The organism is Marinobacter fonticola, from assembly GCF_008122265.1.
GTDB lineage: Bacteria > Pseudomonadota > Gammaproteobacteria > Pseudomonadales > Oleiphilaceae > Marinobacter_A > Marinobacter_A fonticola.
The window spans coordinates 1,739,902-1,763,485 of sequence record NZ_CP043042.1 but is presented as its reverse complement, the minus strand read 5'-3'; the positions used below and the strand labels follow the sequence as shown (position 1 = coordinate 1,763,485).

The following is a 23,584-nucleotide window of genomic DNA, read 5'->3' as shown; positions in this document are numbered from 1 at the left end:
ACCTTATGGCCTACGCTGAACTCCATTGCCTGAGCAATTTTACCTTCCTGCGCGGCGCCTCCCACCCCCACGAACTGGCAGAGGAAGCCGAAAAGCAAGGCTACACGGCGCTGGCCATTACCGACGAATGCTCGGTCGCGGGCATGCCCCGAGCCTACGCAGCTCTCAAGGCGAACGAGAAGGTCAAACTGATCACCGGCAGTGAGTTCCACCTGCAATCTCCAGAGATACTGCTGGTACTGCTGGCCCAAACCCGCGAAGGCTACGGCCAGCTCTGCCAACTGATCACCACGGCAAGACGCCGCGCTGAAAAGGGAACCTACACCCTTTTCGGTGAAGACCTGGAAACCCACGCCTTAGACCAGTGTCTTGCACTCTGGGGCGCGACGCCCTCAATTTTCGAGACGACAATCGGACAGGGCCAGTGGCTCAAGTCCCTTTTCCCCAATCGCCTCTGGATCATGGCCGAGCGCAGCCTGACCGATCAGGACGAGGAAAACATGACTCTTTGGCAGCTACTGGGCCGCCAACTGGGCCTACCCATCGTCGCTACCGGCCATGTGCACATGCACCAGCGCGGCCGCCAACCCTTGCAGGACGTGCTGACAGCCATCCGCCACGGCTGCACAGTAGCCGAGGCTGGCTGTCACCTGTTTGCCAATGGCGAGCGCTACCTGCGTCCGATCGACACCTTACGCAAACTGTTTCCGGAAGCGTGGATCGAAGAAAGCCTAAAGATTGCAGAGCAATGCACTTTCAGCCCTGGCCAACTTCGCTACAGCTATCCGCCAGAAGTCATTCCCCCAGGGCACACACCAAGCACCTACCTACGCGAGCTCACGGAAGAAGGCATTAAATGGCGTTTTCCGGAAGGCATTCCGTCTGACAAGCGGGCCCTGGTCGAAAAGGAACTGAGGCTGATCAAGGAGAAAGACTACGAGCCCTACTTCCTGACGATCCACGATATCGTCATGTTCGCCCGTAGCCAGGCTATTCTTTGTCAGGGGCGGGGTTCTTCCGCCAATTCCGTGGTGTGCTATTGCCTGGGCATTACCGAAGTCGACCCCACTCAGGTGGAATTGCTTTTCGAACGCTTCATTTCCGCAGACCGCAACGAGCCGCCCGATATCGACGTGGACTTTGAGCACGAACGGCGCGAAGAAGTCATCCAGTACATCTATCGTCGTTATGGCCGTGAACGGGCCGCCCTGGCCGCTACCGTTATACGTTACCGGCAGCGTAGCGCTATCCGCGATGTGGGCAAGGCGCTGGGATTCGATATTCACTTGCTGGAACAGCTCATCGCCAATGTGGATTGGCGCGATAAAGAGCAGGACTGGCAGGAGCAGTTGATGCACAAGGGCCTGTCGCAGTCGGCCAGGACTGTCGAACAGTTTCTCGTGCTGGCCAAAACCCTGATGGGCTTTCCCCGCCATCTGTCACAGCACGTGGGCGGCTTCGTTATCAGCGAAGGGCCCTTGGCCAAGCTCGTACCCACCGAAAACGCCAGCATGGCAGACCGTACAGTTATTCAGTGGGACAAAGACGACCTGGAAAGCCTGGGCCTAATGAAGGTGGACGTACTCGCGCTCGGCATGCTGTCCGCCATTCGCAAGGCGCTTGATCTAATCAGCCTCAAAGAAGAACGCCGGCTTGTAATGAGCGATATCGAACAGGGCGATGACCGTGTTTACGATATGCTTTGTGCGGGCGACAGCATTGGCGTTTTCCAGGTTGAATCCCGCGCCCAGATCAATATGCTGCCGCGTTTGAAACCGCGCAAATACTACGACTTGGTGATCCAGGTAGCTATCGTCCGCCCCGGCCCCATCAAGGGCGATATGGTGCATCCTTATTTGAGGCGAAGGGATGGGAAGGAAGAGCCAGACTATGGTGGCGACAAGGCCATCAAAACTGTTTTGGAGCGCACACTCGGCGTCCCCATCTTTCAAGAACAAGCCATAAAGCTTGCCATGGTGGCAGCCGATTTTAGCGGCAGCGAAGCTGATAAGCTGCGCCGCGCCATGGCCGCCTGGAAATCCCATGGCGATCTCACACCCTTCAAGGATAAGCTGATCGACGGGATGCTCGCCAAGGGGCATAGTCGCGAGTTTGCCGAACGTCTCTACCTGCAACTGCGCGGCTTTGGCGGCTACGGTTTCCCCGAATCTCACTCTGCCAGCTTTGCGTTACTGGTCTATGTCTCCGCCTGGATTAAGTACCACCACCCTTCAGCCTTTTACTGTGCCCTTCTTAACAGTCAGCCCATGGGGTTCTATTCACCCTCACAACTGGTACAGGATGCCCGGCGCCACGATGTGACGATCCATCCCATCGATGTAAACCACAGCCATTGGGATCACATACTGGAAAACCACCATGAGCACCTGCGATTGGGGCTACGGCTGGTGAAAGGGCTTAGCCAGTCCGGCGCGGACAAATTGGTCGCTGCGCGACCGAAAAATGGCTACACATCCATCGAACACATCCGCCACCGTGCCGGCATCGACAACCAAGACCTGGAATGTCTGGCCAGCGCCGGTGCCTTGCGTATTTTCAGCGACAATCGGCATCAAGCCCGCTGGGATATTCTGGAGTACGACGAGCCCTCACCGTTATTCGTACAGGAAAGCCAACCGACTTACACGGCGCGTCCTGCGAACGATGACAAAGGCATCAGAATGCCCGAACCTTCGGAAGGCGAGAACGTCTTGGAGGATTACGCCAGTCACGGACTGACATTGCAACGCCATCCCCTGGCCTTGCTGCGAGAACAGGGGCAGTTACGCCATTGTCATACCGCCGAGAGCCTGAAAACTCACCCCAACGGGCGCCTGGTGCACCTTGCGGGATTGGTCACCGGCAGGCAGCGTCCCGGTACCGGCAAAGGCATCACTTTCGTCACCTTGGAAGATGAAACCGGCAATGCCAATGTGGTGGTCTGGCTCAACACCGCACGCCAGCAACGCCAGCCGCTAATCAAATCGCGACTGCTGCATGTAAAGGGCATCCTGGAGCGAGAAGGCGACATCGTGCATGTGATAGCAGGCAAGCTGACCGATCTCAGCCACCTGCTGGGGAGCTTGAAAATTCGCTCCAGGGATTTCCGCTAGCGGTCTGCGGAATGCTAGACAGAAAAAAGCCCCGCAAATGCAGGGCTTCGTTTTGACACAGTGACGATCAGCCGAGCAGCTTGATCATCACGCCGGCGGCAACCGCCGAACCGATGACACCGGCTACGTTCGGACCCATAGCGTGCATCAACAGGAAGTTCTGAGGGTTGGCCTCCAGACCGACCTTGTTGGACACACGGGCTGCCATCGGCACCGCGGATACACCGGCAGAACCGATCAGCGGGTTGATCTGCTCTTTGCTCATCTTGTTCATGAGCTTCGCCATCAGAATACCGGCTGCGGTACCCACACCGAAGGCCACAATACCCAGACCCAGAATGCCCAGTGTCTGGCCATCCAGGAACTTGTCGGCCATCAGCTTGGAGCCCACCGACAGACCCAGGAAAATAGTCACGATGTTGATCAGCGCGTTCTGGGCGGTGTCGCTCAGACGCTCGACCACACCACACTCACGCATCAGGTTACCGAAGCAGAACATACCCAGCAGCGGCGCCGCATCCGGCAGGAACAGCACGACCGCAATCAGAACCACCAGCGGGAATACGATCTTTTCGGTTTTGCTCACCGGGCGAAGCTGGGACATCTTGATGGCCCGCTCTTTCTCGCTGGTCAGCGCTTTCATGATCGGCGGCTGGATCATCGGCACCAACGCCATATAGGCGTAGGCCGAGACCGCGATAGCCCCCAGAAGATGCGGCGCCAGAACACTGGACACATAGATCGACGTCGGACCGTCCGCGCCACCGATGATGCCAACTGCAGCCGCTTCCAGGATGGTGAAATCCAGCACACCGGTCCAGTCCAACAGTGCCGCACCGATAACCGTACCGAAAATACCGAACTGCGCCGCAGCGCCTAGCAGCAGGGTCTTGGGGTTGGCAAGCAGGGGGCCGAAGTCCGTCATGGCACCGACACCCATGAAGATCAGCAGCGGACCCACTGTGCTGCCGATAATCACGGAGTAAAAGTTATAAAGCATGCCATGCCCATAGCCGAAGTCCTGAGCAACGGCGTTTGCCATCGCCATCTCAGAGTAGCTGGCCTCCTTGAAAGCCACCTTGAAGGCCTCTTTCAGCTCGGGTGTGACAGCCTGCCCGGCCTGGTAAGACACATCCAATGGCGCTGCTAACGCAGCCAGAATCTGCGCCGTCCCGTCCTTCAGGGCGAAGTGGGCTGCATTTTCCGCCGCAGTCAGGGCAAGCCCTGCCTCCGGAATATTCGCCAGAATGCCGCCGAACCCGATGGGTACCAGAAGCAACGGCTCAAATTTCTTGTTGATCGCAAGATAGAGGAGCAACAGGCCGATGGCGATCATAATCACCTGGCCAAGCTCGATATTGAACAGGCCACTACCTGTCCATAACGTCATTATTTTATCCATGGAATGCTGGCCCTTATGCGATTGTCAGCATTTCATCACCGACAGCGACAGCGTCACCGACCTTGATGAAGACTTCACCCACCGTACCGGCCTCGGGTGCGCGGATTTCTGTTTCCATCTTCATGGCTTCCAGAATGATCAGCACTTCACCTTCCTCGACAGCCTGCCCGGGTGAGACCAGTACTTTGAAAATATTGCCACCGAGCGGTGCAACGACCGGCTCGCCCCCACCCGTTGCGGGCGCTGCTGCCGGAGCCGGGCTTGACGCTGCAGCATTGCTGCCGCCCTGCGCTTCGATCTGAGAGATTTCGCCACCTTCGGATACAGCGACAACATAGTCCTTGCCGTTCACCGTGACGGTGTACGTTTCGGGGCCGCTGGATTTCGCAGGCGCCGTGGCTGCTTTCGCGTCCTCTGCGGTTGGTACCGGCTCGAATGCATCCGGATTGCCACGGTTTTCCAGGAACTTGAGGCCGATCTGTGGGAACAACGCGTAAGTCAGCACGTCATCGACGGTGTCCGTCGCCAGCTTGATGCCCTTCTCTTCTGCCAGCTTCTTCAGCTCTTCGGACAGTTTGTCCATTTCCGGCTCAAGCAGATCCGCCGGACGGCAGGTAACAGGCTCTTTGCCATCCAGAACACGCTCCTGTAGTTCCTTGTTCATCGGCGCCGGTGCCGCACCGTACTCGCCTTTGAGGATGGCCGAGGTTTCCTTGGAGATGGACTTGTAGCGCTCGCCGGTCAGAACGTTCAGTACCGCTTGGGTACCTACGATCTGCGACGTCGGTGTGACCAGCGGAATGAAGCCCAGGTCTTCACGAACCTTGGGAATCTCGGCCAGTACATCGTCGAATTTATCGGCCGCGTTCTGCTCACGCAGCTGGTTTTCCATGTTGGTCAACATGCCGCCTGGTACCTGGGCAATTAGGATGCGGGAATCGGTACCCCGCAGGCTGCCCTCGAACTTCGCGTACTTCTTGCGGACCTGACGGAAGTAGCTGGCGATCTCTTCGAGCAAATTCAGGTCAAGACCGGTATCACGGTCCGTACCCTCAAGAATCGCAACCACGGCCTCTGTGGGCGAATGCCCATAGGTCATACTCATGGAGGAAATGGCGGTATCCACGTTATCGATGCCGGCTTCTGCCGCCTTGATGGCGGTAGCGGTAGACATGCCGGTGGTAGCGTGGCACTGCATGTGAATGGGGATATCCAGCTCTTTCTTCAGACGGCTGACCAGATCATAAGCCACATACGGTTTAAGAATACCCGCCATGTCTTTGATCGCGATGGAGTCAGCACCCATGGCGGCAACTTCTTTCGCCAGCTCAACCCACATGTCAATGGTATGCACCGGGCTTGTGGTGTAGGCGATGGTGCCTTGGGCGTGCTTGCCTGTCTTGCGAACGGCCTTGATGGCGCGATCCAGGTTACGGGGATCATTCATCGCATCGAAAATACGGAACACGTCAATGCCATTCTCGGCAGCGCGCTCACAGAAACGGTCAACCACATCATCCGCATAGTGGCGGTAGCCCAGCAGGTTCTGGCCCCGCAGCAACATCTGTTGCTGGGTATTGGGCATGGCTTTCTTAAGCTCGCGGATACGCTCCCAGGGATCTTCACCCAAATAACGGATACAGGAATCGAACGTTGCTCCGCCCCAGGATTCCAGCGACCAGAAGCCGACCTTGTCGAGCTTTTCGGCGATTGGCAGCATATCGTCCAGCCGCATCCGGGTGGCCAAAAGGGATTGATGCGCATCACGCAGGATGACGTCGGTAATCCCCAGTGGTTTTTTAGAATCTGTCATCGTGTCAGCCTTCTGTTTAAAGGTTCTAATAGGTATGCCGGGTCACTTTTTGTCGCGTGACCGGAACTTCGCGACTGCCTGTTTGATCGCCTCGGCTGTGTCGGGATCAACCGACGCTGGCGCTGCGGGCTTGGCTCGCGGAGTGCGGGCCGGGGTAGCCGGTTCGGGTGGCGCAAACTTCGCCACAACCTTGGACATCCAGCCGGTTGCAAACACCAGAATTATCAGGAAGACGAAAACAAATCCCATGCCTGCAACCATCAGCTCGACGGCCTTGGTCATCAAATCGCCCATGAGTAGTACCTTTCTTATGCGGATTTACCCGACTTTGCCTGCTGCGCTGAGCTACTAAACAGAGCAGAAACCCCTTTAGAATGCGGGCCCCAGAGCAGTTTCGTTAAAATCGGATGGCAAAATCCTGCGTAATTTACCGTTTTCGCCACTAGTGAGCAACCAAAGCAATCCGTAAAAACCCTCAGAATAGGCCAGATACGCGACCCTTCCGGTCAACTCGGACGATGCTGCAATCATTTGTTTTAAAAGAAAAACAATGTCACGTTTGTTCGCGAAAAGACGTGTAGGCCGAGTAAACTTCAGCGGGCTTCTCGACTTGAGGGTAATGGCCGCATCTATCTATGCGCACCACATCGGGGTCAGACACCACGGATTCGTAGCGCTTCACCATGTGTTCGCCGGATATCGGGTCATCGACACCATTGATCAATCTCAGTGGGCATTTGGCGCGCTCCAGCGCACCAACCCACCGCGACCGGTGCGCTTGCCTTTCGGCCATATAATGGATCAGCCCCGGCATCACCCGAACGCCCTGCCCCCTCTCAATTAAATGCCAAAAGGCATCCAGCTCGATGGTATCGGGCGGATTATCCTCACCAAAAATTCGGCTCATATTACGCCCGAAAGCGCTCCGGCTAACCAGACGGCTGGTAATGGGCCCCAGCGGGCTTGCCATCAGCCTCTGTACGAACAAGGGCTTATGCGCCTCCGGAAACAGGCCGCCGTTTAGCAGCGCTACCGAACGCACCCGCCGGGTATCCGCCTCCAAATCACGGGCGAGTATTTCCTGGGCAACCGTATCGCCATAGTCGTGCGCCAAGACATGAAAGCGCTCGATTCCCAGTGAATCCAAAAGCGCCATGATCAGGTCCGCCTGTTCATGGATGCTGTAGCGATGCGGCCAGGGCTTGTCGGAGAGACCAAAGCCCAGCAAATCCATAGCAACCACTCGATAAGACTGCGCCAGCGGTTCCCAGGCCTTCGACCAATCCCACGATGACGTCGGGAACCCATGGATCAGAACCAGCGCCTCGCCCCTACCGAAGTCCCAATGGGCAACCTTGTGACCACCAAGCGTCGTGAAGCGGGCCAGGTTCACCCAATCTGCAAGTACAATGCGCTGGAAATTGGACATTGCCGACACACCTTTCTCCACGAGGTTGCTGTACTGAATCGTTGGCTGACAACTTCAAAGCTACCTCACTCAATGATCCGCGCCAACCGTTCAACATCCGTACTTAAAATTGCAGCGTGCATCCGATTGGCCTCTCAGAACGTTTCATCATAGGCAACAGATCTGTCGCCATGCTTTATAGGAATACGATGACTTACTGGAGGGATTATGAATAACTCGATCAAAAAACTGGGCATGCTCACCGGAATCGCCTGTGGCGCGCTACTCACGGCCTCTACATCCTTTGCCGGACATACCAACCCAGTGCTGAAAACGCAGCTCGAGGGCGCTTCGATGGTCGGCACCGAGGGCGACATGGATGGCACCGGCATGGGCTATGTGTTCGGCGTCGATGGCGATCCAGCCACCCTGTGCTACGTGATTGTGGTCAACAAAATTGGCATGGTACCGGTCAAGGAAGGCATGGCCGCCCATATCCATGAAGCAGGCAAAGGCGAAAACGGCGACGTGGTCGCTAACCTCGCGGGTCCGGAAGACGGCAATGCGGGCGACTGCCTGACCGAGGGAGAGAAAGGCAAATTCCCGACGGGAGAGTCCGGTATCGTGCAGCGTATTCTGCAGAATCCTGATCAGTTCTACATCAACGTACACAACCCGGAGTATCCGAAAGGCGCGATCCGGGGACAGTTGATGGAGACCCATGAGCATTCACACGGGAAGTAGTGGGAAGGCGTGAAAACAAAGAACCCCGCTCATGGCGGGGTTCTTTGTTTGATATGGCGCGGCTGGGAGGATGACTATGGGCCTGCGGCCCCGCCCTTCGGGCCGTCGTCGCAAGCTCCGACGTTCCTCCGCGTGCTTTGCACGCTCCGGTCGAATCTCTTTCGGTTCGAATCCCACCGGAACTCAACGCTATGCAAACAAAAAACCCCGCTCATGGCGGGGTTCTTTGTTTGATATGGCGCGGCTGGGAGGATTCGAACCTCCGACCGCCTGGTTCGTAGCCAGGTACTCTATCCAGCTGAGCTACAGCCGCGTGAAACTTGTTTCAGTCGAGCTTCCTAAAAGACTCAACCTGTCCGGTTTGGCAGTTACTGCCAGGGGAGGATTACTCGGGCCGATGGCCCTCGCCCCTTCGGGGTCGCCGCCGCTTTGCGTCGGCGCTCCTCAGCATGCGTTGCATGCTTCGGTCGAACCTCTTTCGGCTCGAATCCCATCCGATCTCTCGACACCAAAAACTCGGGGTGCACGAGCCATCGACATTGAATAAGTGGCGCGGCTGGGAGGATTCGAACCTCCGACCGCCTGGTTCGTAGCCAGGTACTCTATCCAGCTGAGCTACAGCCGCGCATCATTCACACATCTTACTGCTTCAATCCTCTCAGGGAGGATTATTCGGGCTTTCAGCCCTCACCCCTTCGGGGCCATCGTCGCTTTCGCTCCGACGTTCCTTCGCACGCTTCGCGTACTCGGTCGAACCTCCGACCGCCTGGTTCGTAGCCAGGTACTTTATCCAGCCGGCCGGCGCTCCGGTGAGCTACAGCCGCGCAAAAAAAGTTAACCGGCCGATCCTCCCGACCGCCTGGCTCATCGCCAGGTGCTTTATCCAATCGGCTCGTTACAGCCGTCATCCGATAAAACAGATCTCTGCTTTGCTAGAGCAGATGTCCTCTGCATCTCTCTTCAAGAGAACACTTCTCCCTTCAAGAAAAATGGCGGAGAGGGAGGGATTCGAACCCTCGATACGCGCAATGCGTATGGTTCCTTAGCAGGGAACTGGTTTCAGCCACTCACCCACCTCTCCTTGAGAACGCGGCGTATAGTACCACAATTTTTCTGCTTTCATAGGGTTGACAGCGCTTTTTTCCAGTATCGTTTTCAATCTGTTAGAAGAAATAAGCACTGTCGCAAATCAAAAAACCCGCCCGCGGTTCTGCAGCGGGTTTTTCCTGGCTTCCTTACATGTTGCCCGGCTCAGGTTCTGCGTCCGGATCCGTTTTCTCACGCTGAATGCGTTGGTAGATTTCCTCGCGGTGCACGGCAACTTCCTTCGGCGCATTGACACCAATACGCACCTGGTTGCCCTTTACCCCCAGTACCGTGACGGTGACTTCATCGCCAACCATCAAGGTTTCGCCAACGCGGCGGGTCAAAATCAACATGTCCTTTACTCCTTTTGTCCAGAGCTACCTGTTCCGACGATTTAAAAACAAACTACCTATTTTATAGCGGGACGACGCAGCCTCCGTAACTCGGATTTGTCCGTAGGGACAATCACCGAGCCTGGCTAGCTAACCGAATCGTTCCCTTGTTCCAGAGGCCTGGACGGAGCAACCAGCAGTCCGCCAATTTAAGCCTCACCATCCTGCTGGTGTAGTTCGAAGGCACTATGCAGCGCACGAACAGCCAGCTCAAGATACTTTTCATCGATCACTACCGAGATCTTGATCTCCGAGGTCGAAATCATCTGAATGTTGATTCCTTCATTAGAGAGGGATTCAAACATCCGGGTTGCGACGCCCGCGTGTGATCGCATACCGACGCCAACGATGCTGACTTTAGCGATTCTGCTATCGCCGTTCACTTCGCGAGCGGATAACTCAGAGGCTACCTGCTCAAGCACCGTCCGCGCACGCTTGTAATCATTACGATGCACGGTAAAGGTAAAGTCCGTGCGGTGATCAGCGCCGACATTTTGGACAATCATGTCCACTTCGATATTTGCTTCGCTGATGGGCTTAAGTATACGAAGTGCGCTGCCCGGCGTATCGGGTACACCTGAAATCGTCAGCTTCGCTTCATCCCGGTTAAACGCAATGCCGGAAACCACCGGTTGTTCCATGTCACCCTCGTCATCAAGCGTAATCAGGGTCCCCTCGCCTTCACCGAAGCTTGAGAGTACCCGCAATGGCACGTTGTACTTGCCCGCAAATTCCACCGAGCGGATCTGGAGCACCTTGGAACCCAGACTCGCCATCTCCATCATTTCTTCGAAGGTGATGCGCTTCAGGCGACGCGCACTATCCACCACCCGCGGGTCGGTCGTGTAAACACCGTCAACGTCAGTATAGATCTGACATTCACTGGCTTTCAGGGCCGCGGCCAGAGCAACGGCTGTGGTATCGGAACCGCCGCGTCCCAGCGTCGTGATATTGCCCTGCTCGTCGACACCCTGGAAACCCGCAACCACGACGACACGGCCCTTTTCCAGGTCGCCGCGCATATTCGCTTCGTCGATACTCTGTATACGCGCCTTGGTATGAACATTATCGGTCAGGATACGTACCTGCGAACCGGTATAGGAACGCGCCTCGATACCCCGCTTCTGTAAGGCCATGGAGAGCAGCGCAATGGTCACCTGCTCGCCGGTGGACAAGAGAACGTCCATCTCCCGGGGCGCCGGCTCTTCCATAATCTGGGCTGCCAGACCAATCAGGCGGTTGGTTTCACCGCTCATGGCCGAGACCACCACCACTATATCGTTCCCCTGATCACGGGACCGCTCTACCCGCTCTGCAACCGCCTCGATACGCTCCACAGAGCCCACTGAGGTGCCGCCGTACTTTTGGACCAGAAGTGCCATCGTGTTCCTTAATTTCCGCCAGTCAGTCTCGTGTAATATCTCGTGCCGGCCAGCAGCATCCGGCACAGCGCCGCGATTATAAAGCCAGTTCAGGAAACTGGATACTGTCTCCCGCCAGACGCCCCGGCCCTAGCTCGTTGCGTCGTGGACCCACGTCGCAACTTGCTGCAATGCCTCTGACAATTTGGCCGGGTTGGATCCACCGCCCTGCGCCATATCCGGACGACCGCCACCCTTACCATCCACGGCTTCCGCCAATTTCTTCATCAAGTCGCCCGCACGGACCCGGCCGGTCGCATCCTTAGTGACACCGGCCACCAGCGTCACCTTACCGTCCTCTGTACTGGCAAGGACAACAACCGCGGAACCCAGCTTGTTCTTGAGCTGGTCGGCGGTGTCCATCAGCGCCTTACGATCAGCCCCTTCGAGCTCGGACGCCACCACTTTCAGACCATTCACGTCGACCGCGGAGCCCGCCAGGTCGGAACCGGCTGAACTCGCCAATTTCGCCTTGAGCTGCTCCAGCTCCTTTTCCAACTGACGGTTGCGCTCAAGAGTCGATTCGACCTTTTCGATGACACTGTCGCGACTACCGCGAACCAGACCCGCCACCGTACGCAGGCGAGTCTCGGTCTCGTCCATCCAGGCCAGGGCTCCCTTGCCAGTGACGGCTTCGATACGGCGAACACCGGATGAAATCCCGCTCTCCGAGGTCACCCTGAAAGCACCAATGTCTCCCGTACGCGAAACGTGCGTGCCACCGCAAAGCTCTACGGAGAAATCATCCTTCCCCATGCTCAATACACGCACTTCGTCGCCGTACTTCTCGCCGAAAAGCGCTACCGCACCCTTCGTCTTGGCCTGTTCCATATCGGTGATTTCAATACCCACCGGTGCGTTGGCCAAGATCTGATCGTTAACCTGTTCTTCAATCGCCTTGAGCTGCTCTGGCGTGACCGGCTCGAAATGCGAGAAGTCGAATCGCAGACGCTCGGCATCCACCAATGACCCCTTCTGAGTAACGTGATCCCCAAGGATGTTACGCAGCGCCGCGTGTAGGAGATGCGTTGCAGAGTGGTTCAAGGCGATCGACTGACGGCGAGCATGGTCGATACGGGCATCGACTTCCAATCCCGGGAAAAGCTCACCCTCAATCACCGTGCCAATATGCAGGTGGTTTTTGCCCTCTTTACGCGTGTCATTCACTTGGAAACGGCCGCCACTCCAGGTCAGCAGCCCGACATCACCCACCTGGCCACCGGATTCGGCATAGAACGGCGTGCGCTCTAGCACCACAACCGCCTCGTCACCGGCCTGAGCAGTCTTAGCATCGCCATTTACCAGCACGGTCCGGATGGTTTCGTGACCGTCGATCTGCTCGTAACCGGTAAACTCAGTGCTGCCTTCCAGGCCGGCGCCGACGTTATAGTCGATACCGAATTTGGATGCGGCCCGGGCACGCTCACGCTGGGCTTCCATCGCCTTTTCGTAACCCTCGTAGTCGAGGGACAACCCCCGCTCGCGCGCGATATCGTTGGTCAGATCCACCGGAAAGCCATACGTGTCGTACAGGGTAAAAATGGTTTGTCCGGGGATTTCGTGACCCTGCAGCTCGGCAATATCCTGCTCCAGCAAGCGCAAGCCTTTATCGAGGGTACGCGCGAATTGCTCTTCCTCCTGCAGGAGTACTTTTTCGATTTGCGCCCGGGTCCGGACCAGCTCCGGATACGCTTCGCCCATCAGGTCCACCAACGCACCCGTGAGCTTATAGAAGAACGGTTCACGGGCACCTAGCTTGTTACCGTGGCGGGCCGCGCGCCGGATAATTCGGCGCAACACGAAGCCGCGGCCTTCGTTGGATGGCATGACGCCGTCGGCGATCAGGAACGCACAGGAACGGATATGGTCGGCCACCACGCGCAGAGAGGCTTCCTTGGTGTCCACACCGCTCAGAATCTCGGAGGCTGATTTCAGTAGATTCTGGAACAGGTCGATTTCGTAGTTGCTGTGCACGCCCTGCAGGACCGCAGTGATGCGCTCCAGTCCCATACCGGTGTCCACCGAGGGCTTGGGCAGCGGCTGCATGTCGCCGTCAGCGGTGCGATTGAACTGCATGAAGACCACGTTCCAGATCTCGATGAAACGGTCGCCGTCCTCTTCCGGTGTGCCTGGAGGTCCTCCGGGAATCTCCGGACCATGGTCGTAGAAGATTTCGGTACACGGCCCACAGGGCCCGGTGTCGCCCATCTGCCAGAAGTTGTCGGAGGCGTAAGGTGCGCCTTTGTTGTCACCGATACGGACAATGCGGTCCGCCGGCACACCCATCTGCTCGTTCCAGATCTGGTAGGCCTCGTCATCGGACGCATAGACCGTAACCAGCAGCTTGTCCTTGGGTAGCCCCAGCCAGTCCTGACCAGTCAGGAAGGTCCAGGCATACTCAATGGCTTCTTTCTTGAAGTAATCGCCGAAGCTAAAGTTGCCCAGCATTTCGAAGAAGGTGTGATGACGCGCGGTGTAACCCACGTTCTCGAGGTCGTTGTGCTTGCCGCCGGCGCGGACACAGCGCTGGGAACTGGTGGCACGGGAGTAGCCCCGATCTTCACGGCCGAGGAATACGTCCTTGAACTGGTTCATACCCGCATTGGTAAACAGCAGGGTCGGATCGTCATGGGGAACCAGCGAGCTGCTGGGAACGATTTCGTGTCCCCGTTGCTGGAAATATTCCAGAAAAGTCTGTCGCAATACTGCGGTTTTCATAGCCGTGTCCTGATCGCCTCGTCACAAGTTCGATTCAACAGACCGAGACAGTCCACCGTATACGATTATCTCGAATCGGTATCCAGTCTGGCGTAAATGCCGTAGATAAGGGCGCTACTCTAGCACAGGCCGTTGGGGTTAAAAACGAGAAACGCCGCCCAGAAGGCGGCGCTGACAGTGGTCTGAGGTCTATGACAGGAGCAAATGAGGATTAACTCTCGCTGTCGCCACCTCCGGCCTGATCAAGCGAACCGATGATTGCCTTCCAGAAGTTATTCATGAGGTCTTCGTTACCGGTTTCAAGGTTTACTGACGAACGGGACTGGGCATCGGACATGATCCGATCCATCAGGCTGCCCAACATCTGCGCATCGAGCCCGTTGTCCATACTCTCGCGGCCTAGCGCCTGGATATCTCGCGCCAGACCGGCCAGTGGTCGCAACTGACTTGCCGTCGATGGGCGCTCCGAAACCGACTCGTAGGTGGATGCGCTGACCGAACGCACCGAGGATAGATTGAGGCTAAAGCTCGCCAGTTCGTTGCCACCCAGGTTTAGCTTCCGGGCAGACTGAAAAGCGGCCTGAACATCGCCCTCAAAGAACTGACCGGCCACATTCTGAACATCCTCGAACAGCGCAGTCAGGGCTTCGCGCTCTCCCGCATCCAGCTCACCTTCAACGGAAAATTCGTAACGGCCCGCGAAGAGGCTGACCGCCGAGGACTGGCTGGCAGAGCCCTGCTGGTTGCTAACCGAGGCTGTACTGACACCGGCATAACGGCGTTCATCCATTCGCACCGTGACCACGTCGCCGTCGCGGGTGCGCACTTCGAAGGCCAGTTGCTCACGGGAAGCCGCTTCAACTTGGACGGCCGATGCCGATTCGACGCCCTGAGCAGCGGGGGCTTCCCCGGAGAAGCGGTTTACCAGATCGTCCAACCCCTGCTGAATGCGGCCGAAGCTATCGTCGATCTCGGACGACAGCTTGCCGTTCATCATTCCCAGAGCCTCAAGCTGCTCCCGAGCCTCCGAGAAACCCTGCTCGATACCGGCACGAGCCTGCTCCAGCAGGTTTGCCAATCGGTCGCTGCCGGCACCCGCTTCCGCCTCCTGTTGTAGGCGGCTCTGAACGAACCCCAGCACCCGGCTGGCTACATCTGCCGCACTGGGAGGCTCAAATCCCCGGCTTGCCGTACGCGGTGCACCCGGCGCCGAGTCTCCCAGCGCCTGCTCCATCTTCTGTTCGAGCCGTGTACGCAGCAAGTTGATCGCATCTTCTGGCGTGCGAACCGAAGTCGAGGCCGTTTCCTGAACACCTACCGGAACAGCATTTCGCTCGGCTCTAGCCGGACTCTGACGCTCCGCGCCTTGGCGGGGGCTGTATTCAGAGCCGGGACCGGTAATGGAAGAAACCATAGTGTGTGCTCTCACATTGAAGCGCTCGGACACAGGCCGTCAGACCCGCGACTATGACTCTTTAGCGGCTGTAAAGGCTCAAACTTTAGGGATGATTGGGTATACTGGGCGGCCTCGTCGGTCCCGGCAGCCTATCTTCGGGCCGGATCTGACGCGTAGTAACCGATAACCGGAGCCCCTATGCCCCGCCGCTTTCACCCGGAAGACGAACGCTTACCCCCCGCAAGCCTGGTCAAACGTTTATTGGCCATGCTTTACGACGGTTTGATCTGCATCGCGGTGCTGATCGTGGCCACCTGGGGCTACACGCTGCTTGCGGCTTGGGTTGTGGGCTTCGAAGAATACAAACAGATGGCGGAAGCCGGCCGGATCAATAGCGACCCTCTGCTGACCTCGTTCCTGTTTGTCGTGCTATTCCTGTTCTTCGGTTATTTTTGGACCCACACCGGCCAGACCCTGGGCATGCAGGTGTGGCGCGTCAGAGTCGAGAACCCTGACGGCACCTCCATCCGCTGGCCCCAAGCCCTGCTCCGTTTCCTAATGGGCTGGGTGAGCTGGTTGGCGTGCGGACTGGGCTATCTTTGGATGATCTGGGACGGCGAGAACAGGAGTTGGACGGACCGGTTTTCGGAGAGCCTGGTGGTGCAGGTGCCCAAGCCCGAAAAAACGCAAAAATAGCCCATAGCGGAATGCTACTGCAGATCCTAGCCCGCTTTACGCATCAAGATAGCCCCCACGACAGCGCTCAGAACAATCGGCGCCGCGATGGCCAGAATCGGGTCGAAACCGAAGACAAGGCTCATAGGACCAAGCAAATCCTGCATGTACTTGAAAACCAGGCCCACGATAATGCCGGTGAAGACCCGAAACCCCATGGTCACCGAGCGCAGTGGACCGAAGACGAAGGAAATCGCGACCAGTACCAGCACCGCTATGGCTACCGGCCCCAAGACTTTTTTCCAGAACGCCAGCCAATAGTTGCCGGAGCTCAATCCCTGCTCGTCCAAATAGGTGGCGTAAGTGTAGAGGCCGCTGATCGATAAATTCTCGGGCTTGACGATCAGCACGCTCAATACGCTGGGCGACAGCTCTGTTTCCCAACGCAGACGGGACGCTTCGTGGCGGGAGGTCTTGTCCTGCGATATACGTGTGGTGACCGTGTTCTCCAGCAGCCAGTGATCGCCCTGATAGAGGCCACGCTCGGCAAAGGTGGCCGCTACCAGCCAACGTTCCTCGTCGAACTCGAACAGTGCAAGACCGTGCAGCACGCCGTCGGGCTGCACGGCATTGATATGCATGAAGGTGTTCTTTTCCCGGTGCCAGAGACCGTCCGCCGAGGCCATGCTTTGGCCGCCGCCAGTAGCGATAGCCTTTTGGCTTTGGGCAATACGCTCGAAATGCGGCGCCACGAACTCACCCAGTAGCAAGCCGATAATAACCACGACAAGCGTCGGCTTCATTGCCGACCATACGATCCGGCGAATCGACACCCCGGCAGCCCGAATCACCACCAGTTCCGAGGAGCTGGCCAATGCTCCCAGACCAATCAAGCAGCCCATGAAAGCGCCCAAAGGCAGGTAATCGTAGATCCTTCGGGGCAAGGTCATTAAGACATAGCCCAGGGCCTGCAATACCTGGTAGTCATTCTCGGTGTCTTCCAATTCTGCGATGAAGGCAAAGATGACATCCAGCGACAGCACCACCAGCATCACCAGAATGGTGGCGCCACCGACAGTCTTGATGATATAGCGATCCAGCTTACGCATGGACGCCGCCCTCCTTTTCCAAACGACGGCGCCGCAGCCAATCCGGTCCAAACTGGAGCCAGAGACCCATGCCCAGGAACAGGACATGCACCCAGGTCAGCCCAAGCCATTCGGGCACTTTGCCGTTAGCCAGTGCATCCCGCGCCACGATCAGCAGCCCCAGGTAGACGATATAGATCATCATTGCCGGCAATAGATGGAAAAATCGCCCCTGTCGCGGATTCACACGACTAAGCCTGACCGCCAGCAGCGTCACGATGGGCACGATCAGCGGGAGGGAAATACGCCAGTGGAATAGCGCACGCAGTTCCGGATCGTCCGAGTCCATCAGCTCCAGTGTGGGAATGGCCTCTTCGTCGCTCTTTTCCCTCACCGACTCGGGACCGGTCACTTTCAGGCCGTAGGCATCGAATGTGGTGACCGTATAGTCAAGCCTGCCCGGAGCGCCCTGGAAGCGCTGCCCGTCTTCCAGCACGAGAAAACGGCTACCCGTATCCTCGTCGACGAACTGGGAACCCGCTTCTGCAGTGATCAAATTCAGACCCGAACCATCGTCTGAAAATTCCGCGATAAAGACGCCGATCAACTGTTGCTTGTCATCGCTGAGCGCCTCGGTATAGGTCACCCGGCTGCCGGAGGAAAGGCTCTGGAAGCGCCCGGGTGATAGCATCTCGAACTCGGTCGCCTTGCGTTGTTCGTTGATGATGTCTTGGACTTTCTGCATGCCCCAGGGCGAGAGATAGAGGCTCATAGCGCCAACGACCACCATCACCACCAGACTGGTGACCATCGTCTGCATCAATACTTGCCGGTCGCTGACGCCGCAGGCGAACAGCACGGTCATCTCGCTTTCCAAGTACATGCGGCCATAAGCCAGCAGGATGCCGATAAATAAACCAAGCGGAAGAATCAGCTCCAGAAAGCCGGGAAAACGATACGCCATGATCATGAACAGCACTTCGCCGGCCAGCTTACCGGCCGCGGCATCCGCGAGGTACTTGATAAACCGGCCGCTCATGAATACGAGCAGCAGTACGCCGGTGACGGCCAGCATGCTGACGACGACCTGGCGGGTCAGATAGCGGAAGATAATGCGCAAAATATCCCTACCTAAACAGAGCGGATGGAGGTCCGCCGTGGAAAGCGGCACGTGAAGGCCGACCGGCGGACCCGCGCTATTCTAGATAACCTTGTCGCTGATTGACAGGTTATGACCGGCCGCGCCTACATGCACGCATCGGTACGTCTGTGCATCGCCGAGAGCCATCACGTACACTTGATCGAACAGGCGGATGCACAGAGAATCCCCCACAGGACAACGATTAACTGGTGCGCGCGTTCGTCCGCGCCAGTCCATATCACCGAATAAATCAATGGAGCTGCCATGAACTACACTCTGAACAGTAAATCTCTGGCCGATATCAAAGCGGACTGTCTCGTTGTTTCAGTACCCGAGAAAGGCGACTGGCCGGCGTCCACCGCGGCGGCCGATGCGGCTCTCAATGGCATGATCAAGGATTTGCAGAAAAACGGTGATATTTCCGGCAAGGCTGGCAGCACCCTATTGCTGCCGCTGGCCGGACAGCCTTGGGCGCGCCTTCTGCTCGTGGGCTCCGGCAGCGAGTCGCCGCAGGGCACCGCGAGCTATCGCAAGCTCTTGAATGCGGTCTTTGGCCGGCTTAAGGACGGCCCGTCAAAACACGCGCTGATTGCATTGGCGGACAACGACGTCAAGGACCAGGACGAAGCCTGGAAGCTCTCGCTGATCGCTCGTATCGCCGAAGAACAGCAGTACCGCTTCACCGGCTTCAAGAGCACGAAGGCGCCGCAGCCAACACTGGCGCGGATCACCCTGGCCGCCTCCGCCAACAACAAGACGCTCAAAGCGGCCGTCTCCGCCGGCGAAGCCATCGGTCACGGCATGAGCCTGACCCGTGACCTGGGCAACACGCCGCCCAATGTCTGCCATCCCACGTGGCTGGCCGAACACGCCAAAAGTCTTTCCAAGGAATTCGATGTCATCAAGACGGAAATCCTGGACGAAAAGCAGATGAAAAAACTGGGCATGAACAGCCTGCTTTCCGTATCCGCGGGCAGCGAGCAGCCTGCCAGGCTCATTGTCATGGAATACCGTGGCGGCAAGGCCAAGGAAAAGCCCCACGTGCTGGTCGGCAAAGGTATTACCTTCGATTCCGGGGGTATCAGCCTGAAACCCGGTGAAGGCATGGACGAGATGAAATACGACATGTGCGGTGCGGCCAGTGTCTTCGGCGCCATGCGTGCACTGGCGGAAATCAAGCCGGCGATGAACGTTATCGGCATCGTTGCTGCAGCCGAGAATATGCCCAGTGGTACGGCAACGCGTCCGGGTGACATCGTGACGTCCATGTCCGGCCAAACCATCGAGATACTGAATACCGACGCCGAAGGCCGCCTGGTGCTGTGCGACGCCCTCACCTACGCCGGCAAGTACGACCCGGAAACGGTGGTGGATGTCGCCACGCTGACTGGCGCCGTCATCGTCGCCCTGGGGAAGGAAGCCAACGGTCTGTTCAGCAATAACGACGAGCTGGCCCAGCGCCTGCTGCAATCCGGCAATCGTGCCTGCGACCGTGCCTGGCAGTTGCCGATTTGGGATGAGTACCAGTCGCAGCTCGACAGCAACTTCGCCGACATGCAGAACATTGGCGGCCGTCCAGCAGGATCGATTACTGCGGCCTGCTTCCTGTCCCGCTTCACCAAGGACTATCGCTGGGCGCACCTCGACATCGCAGGTACCGCCTGGGTGTCCGGCAAGGATAAGGGCGCAACCGGTCGTCCGGTACCGCTGCTAGTGGATTACCTGCTCTCTCATGTCCAGTGATCCTTCCTTATCCAATGAGACTGAGCGCCGGCCGGAAGGCCGGCACTGGTTTTACCTGCTTCCGCAGGACACGGAATCGGCGCGCCTGCTCTATGCGGCGCGGCTGACCGAGAAAGCCTGGCACCAGGGTGATCGCATCTGCCTCGTCTGCAATCCAGGCGAGCAGATGGATGCCTTGGACACCATGCTTTGGCAATTCACACCGGAAAGCTTTCTGCCCCACCGTCAACTGGCATCCAGCGCCGAATCCTGCCCCGAGCGCATTGGCCTGCTCGCCGGCAATCCGGCACCAGACGACTGGGACACGGTCATCGTGCTGGGCACGACACTGCCCGCCAACGCCGATCGTTTTCAGCGCCTGGCGTTAATCGCCAACAACGACCCGCAGACGCTGAGCCAGGCCCGCTCCCATTTCCGTGCACTACGCGAACTGGGCATCGAAGCCCGGGTCCACGACGCCAGACGCGGTGCGCAGCGCAACTAAGACCAGCCCCGGACATCGCCCAACGGTTCGCCCGGACCTGACACGGCATGTATAATCACGTCCCTCACGTTTAACCAGGCACGAAGCAGAGTCCTCCATGGAAAAGACCTACCAGCCCGAGAATATTGAGCGTCAGTGGTACCAGAACTGGGAGCAAAAGGGCTACTTCCGCCCGCAAGGCGAAGGCGAATCCTACTGCATCATGATCCCGCCGCCCAATGTCACTGGCAGTCTGCACATGGGCCACGCCTTCCAGCACACCATCATGGACACCCTAACCCGCTTCCGCCGTATGCAGGGTCGCAATGCATTGTGGCAAGTCGGCACCGACCATGCGGGTATCGCCACCCAGATGGTGGTGGAGCGCAAACTGGCCGTGGAGGAAGACAAAAGCCGGCACGACCTGGGCCGGGAAGAGTTCATCAAGCGCATCTGGAACTGGAAGGAAGAATCCGGCGGCACCATTACCCGGCAGATGCGCCGCCTAGGCAATTCGGTGGACTGGGACCATGAACGCTTCACTATGGACGACGGTTTCTACCGTGCGGTCCAGGAAGTTTTTATTCGTCTTTACGACGAAGGCCTGATCTACCGTGGCAAGCGCCTGGTCAACTGGGACCCCAAATTGCACACCGCCATTTCCGATCTGGAAGTGGAGAATAAGGAAGAGAAAGGCCACCTCTGGCACCTGCGTTATCCGCTCGCCAACGGCGAGAAAACGCTGGACGGCAAGGACTATCTGGTCGTCGCCACCACTCGCCCGGAAACCATGCTGGGCGATACTGCCGTCGCGGTGCATCCGACTGACGAGCGCTACCAGCACCTGATCGGCAAGACAATCCTGCTGCCGCTGGTGGGCCGCGAAATTCCCATCGTCGCCGACGAGCACGCGGACCCCGAAAAAGGCGCGGGCTGCGTTAAGATCACCCCGGCCCACGATTTCAACGACTATGCCGTGGGCAAGCGCAACGGCTTGGCGATGATCAACGTCATGACGCCGGACGCCAACATTCGCTCCGTGGGCGAGGTCTTCAACAGCGACGGCACGGCAAACACCGAGCTCGACGGCACACTGCCAGAAGCCTACGCCGGCCTGACCCGCGAAGACGCCCGCAAGCAGATCGTTGCAGACCTGGAGGCCGCCGGCCTGCTCGACCAGATTGAAGATCACGTCCTGAGCGTGCCACGGGGCGACCGCTCCGGCCTCATCATCGAACCCATGCTGACCGATCAATGGTTCGCCGACGCCAAGACCCTGGCCAAGCCCTCCATCGAAGCTGTTGAGGATGGCCGTATCCAGTTCGTGCCCAAGCAGTACGAAAACATGTACTTCTCCTGGATGCGCGATATTCAGGACTGGTGTATCTCCCGCCAGCTCTGGTGGGGCCACCGCATCCCGGCCTGGTATGACGCCGAGGGCAATATTTATGTGGGGCGTGACGAATCAGCAGTGCGTGAGAAGTACAACCTGGCCGCCAGCTTGAAGCTCGAGCAGGACGCAGACGTGCTCGACACCTGGTTCAGCTCCGCCCTGTGGACCTTCGGCACCCTGGGCTGGCCGGAGGACACCGAGCGCCTGGCGACCTTCCATCCCACCGACGTGCTGGTCACCGGCTTCGACATCATCTTCTTCTGGGTCGCCCGGATGATCATGATGACCATGCATTTCATGAAGGACGAGGACGGCAACCCGCAGGTCCCCTTCAAGACCGTTTACGTCACCGGCCTGATCCGTGACGAGCAGGGCAACAAGATGTCCAAGTCCAAGGGCAACGTGCTGGACCCGCTGGACATGATGGACGGCATTTCCCTGGAAAACCTGCTCGAAAAGCGGACGGGCAACCTGATGCAGCCGCAGCTCGCGAAGAAAATCGGCAAGCGCACGGAGAAGGAATTCCCCGAAGGCATCAGCGCCCACGGCACCGACGCCCTGCGCTTCACCCTTACTTCCCTGGCCACCACGGGCCGGGATATCAACTGGGACATGAAGCGCCTGGAAGGCTACCGTAACTTCTGCAACAAGCTGTGGAATGCCGCGCGCTACGTGCTGATGAACACCGAAGATCAGGACTGCGGCGCCAACGACGAGCCGGTGGAGCTATCACTGGCGGACCGCTGGATCGTCAGCGCCCTGCAGCGCTGCGAAAAAGAAGTCACACGCCATTTCGACCAGTATCGCTTCGACCTGGCCGCCTATGCCATCTACGAGTTCATCTGGAACGAGTACTGCGACTGGTATCTGGAGCTGTCCAAGCCGGCCCTGACCGATGACAACGCCTCTGCCGAAGCCAAGCGTGGCACCCGCCGCACCCTGGTCCGTGTGCTGGAAGCCATCCTGCGCCTGGCACACCCGATTATCCCGTTTATTACCGAGGAGATCTGGCAGCGCGTCGCCCCGCTGAGTGGAAAGTCTGGCGATACCATCATGCTCCAGCCCTACCCGCAGGCCGACGACGGCAAGATCGATGCGGCCGCCGAGGCCGATATCGAATGGCTCAAGGGCGCAATTGTGGCCGTTCGCAACATCCGCGGCGAAATGAACATCTCCCCTGCCAAGCAGATTCCCGTGTTGCTACGCGGCCCCGAATCTGACCGCGAGCGCATGGAGAAAAACCGCTCCTTCCTGGTCTCCCTGGCCAAACTGGAAAGCCTGACGTGGCTGGGCGACGAGGAAGCCCCCATGTCCGCCACGCAGCTGGTCAGCGACATGGAGGTGTTGGTGCCCATGGCGGGCCTGATCGATAAAGCCGCTGAGCTTGAACGTCTGGACAAGGAGCTGGACCGCATCGGCAAGGAGATCAAACGGCTTGAAGGCAAGCTGGGCAACGCCAACTTCACAGCCAAGGCGCCTGCGGACGTGGTTGATAAGGAAAAGGCCAAGCTGGCCGACGCGATCAACAGTCAGACTCGCTTGCAGGATCAGCGAGCCAAGATCGAAGCGATGTAGAGTAGTGAGCCTC

At 58.1% G+C, this 23,584-nt stretch carries 16 protein-coding genes and 3 tRNA genes; 6 read left to right on the top strand and 13 right to left on the bottom strand.

Features of this window, described 5'->3' with window-relative positions; all coding sequences use genetic code 11:
* The first annotated feature begins 5 nt into the window (after window positions 1-5).
* Window positions 6-3,113 (top strand): error-prone DNA polymerase, encoded by a 3,108-nt coding sequence (locus FXO11_RS07860; RefSeq protein WP_148862466.1) that lies wholly within the window; start codon window positions 6-8, stop codon window positions 3,111-3,113.
* Window positions 3,114-3,180: 67 nt separating this feature from the next.
* On the opposite strand, the gene FXO11_RS07855 is transcribed toward FXO11_RS07860, so the two are convergent.
* The 4 genes from FXO11_RS07855 to FXO11_RS07840 all read right to left on the bottom strand — a co-directional run bounded on the left by FXO11_RS07855 (window position 3,181) and on the right by FXO11_RS07840 (window position 7,757).
* Complete coding sequence (locus FXO11_RS07855; protein ID WP_148862465.1) at window positions 3,181-4,515, bottom strand: sodium ion-translocating decarboxylase subunit beta; 1,335 nt, start codon at window positions 4,513-4,515, stop codon at window positions 3,181-3,183.
* 13 nt (window positions 4,516-4,528) lie between these two features.
* Entirely contained in the window at window positions 4,529-6,328 is a 1,800-nt protein-coding gene (gene oadA / locus FXO11_RS07850; protein WP_148862464.1) for a sodium-extruding oxaloacetate decarboxylase subunit alpha, read from the bottom strand.
* Window positions 6,329-6,370: 42 nt separating this feature from the next.
* Entirely contained in the window at window positions 6,371-6,622 is a 252-nt protein-coding gene (locus tag FXO11_RS07845) for an OadG family protein (RefSeq protein ID WP_148862463.1), read from the bottom strand.
* 259 nt (window positions 6,623-6,881) lie between these two features.
* Window positions 6,882-7,757 (bottom strand): alpha/beta fold hydrolase, encoded by an 876-nt coding sequence (locus FXO11_RS07840; RefSeq protein WP_148862462.1) that lies wholly within the window; start codon window positions 7,755-7,757, stop codon window positions 6,882-6,884.
* 207 nt (window positions 7,758-7,964) lie between these two features.
* On the opposite strand from FXO11_RS07840, the gene FXO11_RS07835 reads away from it, so the two are divergent.
* The gene (locus tag FXO11_RS07835; protein ID WP_227546075.1) at window positions 7,965-8,480 is read left to right on the top strand and encodes a CHRD domain-containing protein; all 516 of its coding nucleotides are present in this window, start codon (window positions 7,965-7,967) and stop codon (window positions 8,478-8,480) included.
* Window positions 8,481-8,716: 236 nt separating this feature from the next.
* On the opposite strand, the gene FXO11_RS07830 is transcribed toward FXO11_RS07835, so the two are convergent.
* The 7 genes from FXO11_RS07830 to FXO11_RS07800 form a co-directional block, all read right to left on the bottom strand.
* Window positions 8,717-8,793 (bottom strand) — tRNA-Arg (locus FXO11_RS07830).
* A 235-nt stretch (window positions 8,794-9,028) separates the two neighbouring features.
* A tRNA-Arg gene (locus FXO11_RS07825) sits at window positions 9,029-9,105 on the bottom strand.
* A gap of 365 nt (window positions 9,106-9,470) precedes the next feature.
* A tRNA-Ser gene (locus FXO11_RS07820) sits at window positions 9,471-9,561 on the bottom strand.
* Window positions 9,562-9,715: 154 nt separating this feature from the next.
* Window positions 9,716-9,919, bottom strand: coding sequence for a carbon storage regulator CsrA (gene csrA / locus FXO11_RS07815; protein ID WP_004582652.1), 204 nt, complete (start codon window positions 9,917-9,919; stop codon window positions 9,716-9,718).
* A gap of 188 nt (window positions 9,920-10,107) precedes the next feature.
* Window positions 10,108-11,340 (bottom strand): aspartate kinase, encoded by a 1,233-nt coding sequence (locus FXO11_RS07810; RefSeq protein WP_148862461.1) that lies wholly within the window; start codon window positions 11,338-11,340, stop codon window positions 10,108-10,110.
* Between the two features lie 129 nt (window positions 11,341-11,469).
* On the bottom strand, window positions 11,470-14,097 hold the full coding sequence (gene alaS / locus FXO11_RS07805) for an alanine--tRNA ligase (protein WP_148862460.1): 2,628 nt from the start codon (window positions 14,095-14,097) through the stop codon (window positions 11,470-11,472).
* Between the two features lie 211 nt (window positions 14,098-14,308).
* Complete coding sequence (locus tag FXO11_RS07800; RefSeq protein WP_148862459.1) at window positions 14,309-15,511, bottom strand: DUF5610 domain-containing protein; 1,203 nt, start codon at window positions 15,509-15,511, stop codon at window positions 14,309-14,311.
* Window positions 15,512-15,691: 180 nt separating this feature from the next.
* On the opposite strand from FXO11_RS07800, the gene FXO11_RS07795 reads away from it, so the two are divergent.
* Complete coding sequence (locus FXO11_RS07795) at window positions 15,692-16,189, top strand: RDD family protein (protein WP_148862458.1); 498 nt, start codon at window positions 15,692-15,694, stop codon at window positions 16,187-16,189.
* Between the two features lie 26 nt (window positions 16,190-16,215).
* Here FXO11_RS07795 and lptG read toward each other — a convergent pair whose 3' ends face one another.
* Entirely contained in the window at window positions 16,216-17,277 is a 1,062-nt protein-coding gene (lptG, locus tag FXO11_RS07790; protein ID WP_148862457.1) for an LPS export ABC transporter permease LptG, read from the bottom strand.
* Window positions 17,270-18,376 carry an LPS export ABC transporter permease LptF gene (lptF, locus tag FXO11_RS07785; protein WP_148862456.1) on the bottom strand — a complete coding sequence of 369 codons (1,107 nt, stop codon included), beginning with the start codon at window positions 18,374-18,376 and terminating at the stop codon, window positions 17,270-17,272. The genes lptG and lptF overlap by 8 nt, the downstream gene beginning before the upstream one ends.
* A 285-nt stretch (window positions 18,377-18,661) precedes the next feature.
* Between lptF and FXO11_RS07780 the strand changes: the two genes are divergently transcribed.
* The 3 genes from FXO11_RS07780 (at window position 18,662) to FXO11_RS07770 (ending at window position 23,571) form a co-directional block, all read left to right on the top strand.
* Window positions 18,662-20,140: a leucyl aminopeptidase gene (locus FXO11_RS07780; protein WP_148862455.1), complete on the top strand. Its 1,479-nt coding sequence runs from the start codon at window positions 18,662-18,664 to the stop codon at window positions 20,138-20,140.
* The gene (locus FXO11_RS07775) at window positions 20,130-20,624 is read left to right on the top strand and encodes a DNA polymerase III subunit chi (protein ID WP_148862454.1); all 495 of its coding nucleotides are present in this window, start codon (window positions 20,130-20,132) and stop codon (window positions 20,622-20,624) included. Before FXO11_RS07780 ends, FXO11_RS07775 begins: the two co-directional genes overlap by 11 nt.
* 97 nt (window positions 20,625-20,721) lie before the next feature.
* Window positions 20,722-23,571: a valine--tRNA ligase gene (locus tag FXO11_RS07770; RefSeq protein ID WP_148862453.1), complete on the top strand. Its 2,850-nt coding sequence runs from the start codon at window positions 20,722-20,724 to the stop codon at window positions 23,569-23,571.
* Window positions 23,572-23,584: the final 13 nt, after the last annotated feature.

What these genes read in the sequence shown, in the direction of transcription:
- FXO11_RS07860 (WP_148862466.1), top strand. Translation starts at nt 6, where the DNA reads ATGGCCTACGCTGAACTCCATTGCCTGAGCAATTTTACCTTCCTGCGC.
- FXO11_RS07855 (WP_148862465.1), bottom strand. Translation starts at nt 4,515, where the DNA reads ATGGATAAAATAATGACGTTATGGACAGGTAGTGGCCTGTTCAATATC.
- oadA (WP_148862464.1), bottom strand. Translation starts at nt 6,328, where the DNA reads ATGACAGATTCTAAAAAACCACTGGGGATTACCGACGTCATCCTGCGT.
- FXO11_RS07845 (WP_148862463.1), bottom strand. Translation starts at nt 6,622, where the DNA reads ATGGGCGATTTGATGACCAAGGCCGTCGAGCTGATGGTTGCAGGCATG.
- FXO11_RS07840 (WP_148862462.1), bottom strand. Translation starts at nt 7,757, where the DNA reads ATGTCCAATTTCCAGCGCATTGTACTTGCAGATTGGGTGAACCTGGCC.
- FXO11_RS07835 (WP_227546075.1), top strand. Translation starts at nt 7,965, where the DNA reads ATGAATAACTCGATCAAAAAACTGGGCATGCTCACCGGAATCGCCTGT.
- csrA (WP_004582652.1), bottom strand. Translation starts at nt 9,919, where the DNA reads ATGTTGATTTTGACCCGCCGCGTTGGCGAAACCTTGATGGTTGGCGAT.
- FXO11_RS07810 (WP_148862461.1), bottom strand. Translation starts at nt 11,340, where the DNA reads ATGGCACTTCTGGTCCAAAAGTACGGCGGCACCTCAGTGGGCTCTGTG.
- alaS (WP_148862460.1), bottom strand. Translation starts at nt 14,097, where the DNA reads ATGAAAACCGCAGTATTGCGACAGACTTTTCTGGAATATTTCCAGCAA.
- FXO11_RS07800 (WP_148862459.1), bottom strand. Translation starts at nt 15,511, where the DNA reads ATGGTTTCTTCCATTACCGGTCCCGGCTCTGAATACAGCCCCCGCCAA.
- FXO11_RS07795 (WP_148862458.1), top strand. Translation starts at nt 15,692, where the DNA reads ATGCCCCGCCGCTTTCACCCGGAAGACGAACGCTTACCCCCCGCAAGC.
- lptG (WP_148862457.1), bottom strand. Translation starts at nt 17,277, where the DNA reads ATGCGTAAGCTGGATCGCTATATCATCAAGACTGTCGGTGGCGCCACC.
- FXO11_RS07780 (WP_148862455.1), top strand. Translation starts at nt 18,662, where the DNA reads ATGAACTACACTCTGAACAGTAAATCTCTGGCCGATATCAAAGCGGAC.
- FXO11_RS07775 (WP_148862454.1), top strand. Translation starts at nt 20,130, where the DNA reads ATGTCCAGTGATCCTTCCTTATCCAATGAGACTGAGCGCCGGCCGGAA.
- FXO11_RS07770 (WP_148862453.1), top strand. Translation starts at nt 20,722, where the DNA reads ATGGAAAAGACCTACCAGCCCGAGAATATTGAGCGTCAGTGGTACCAG.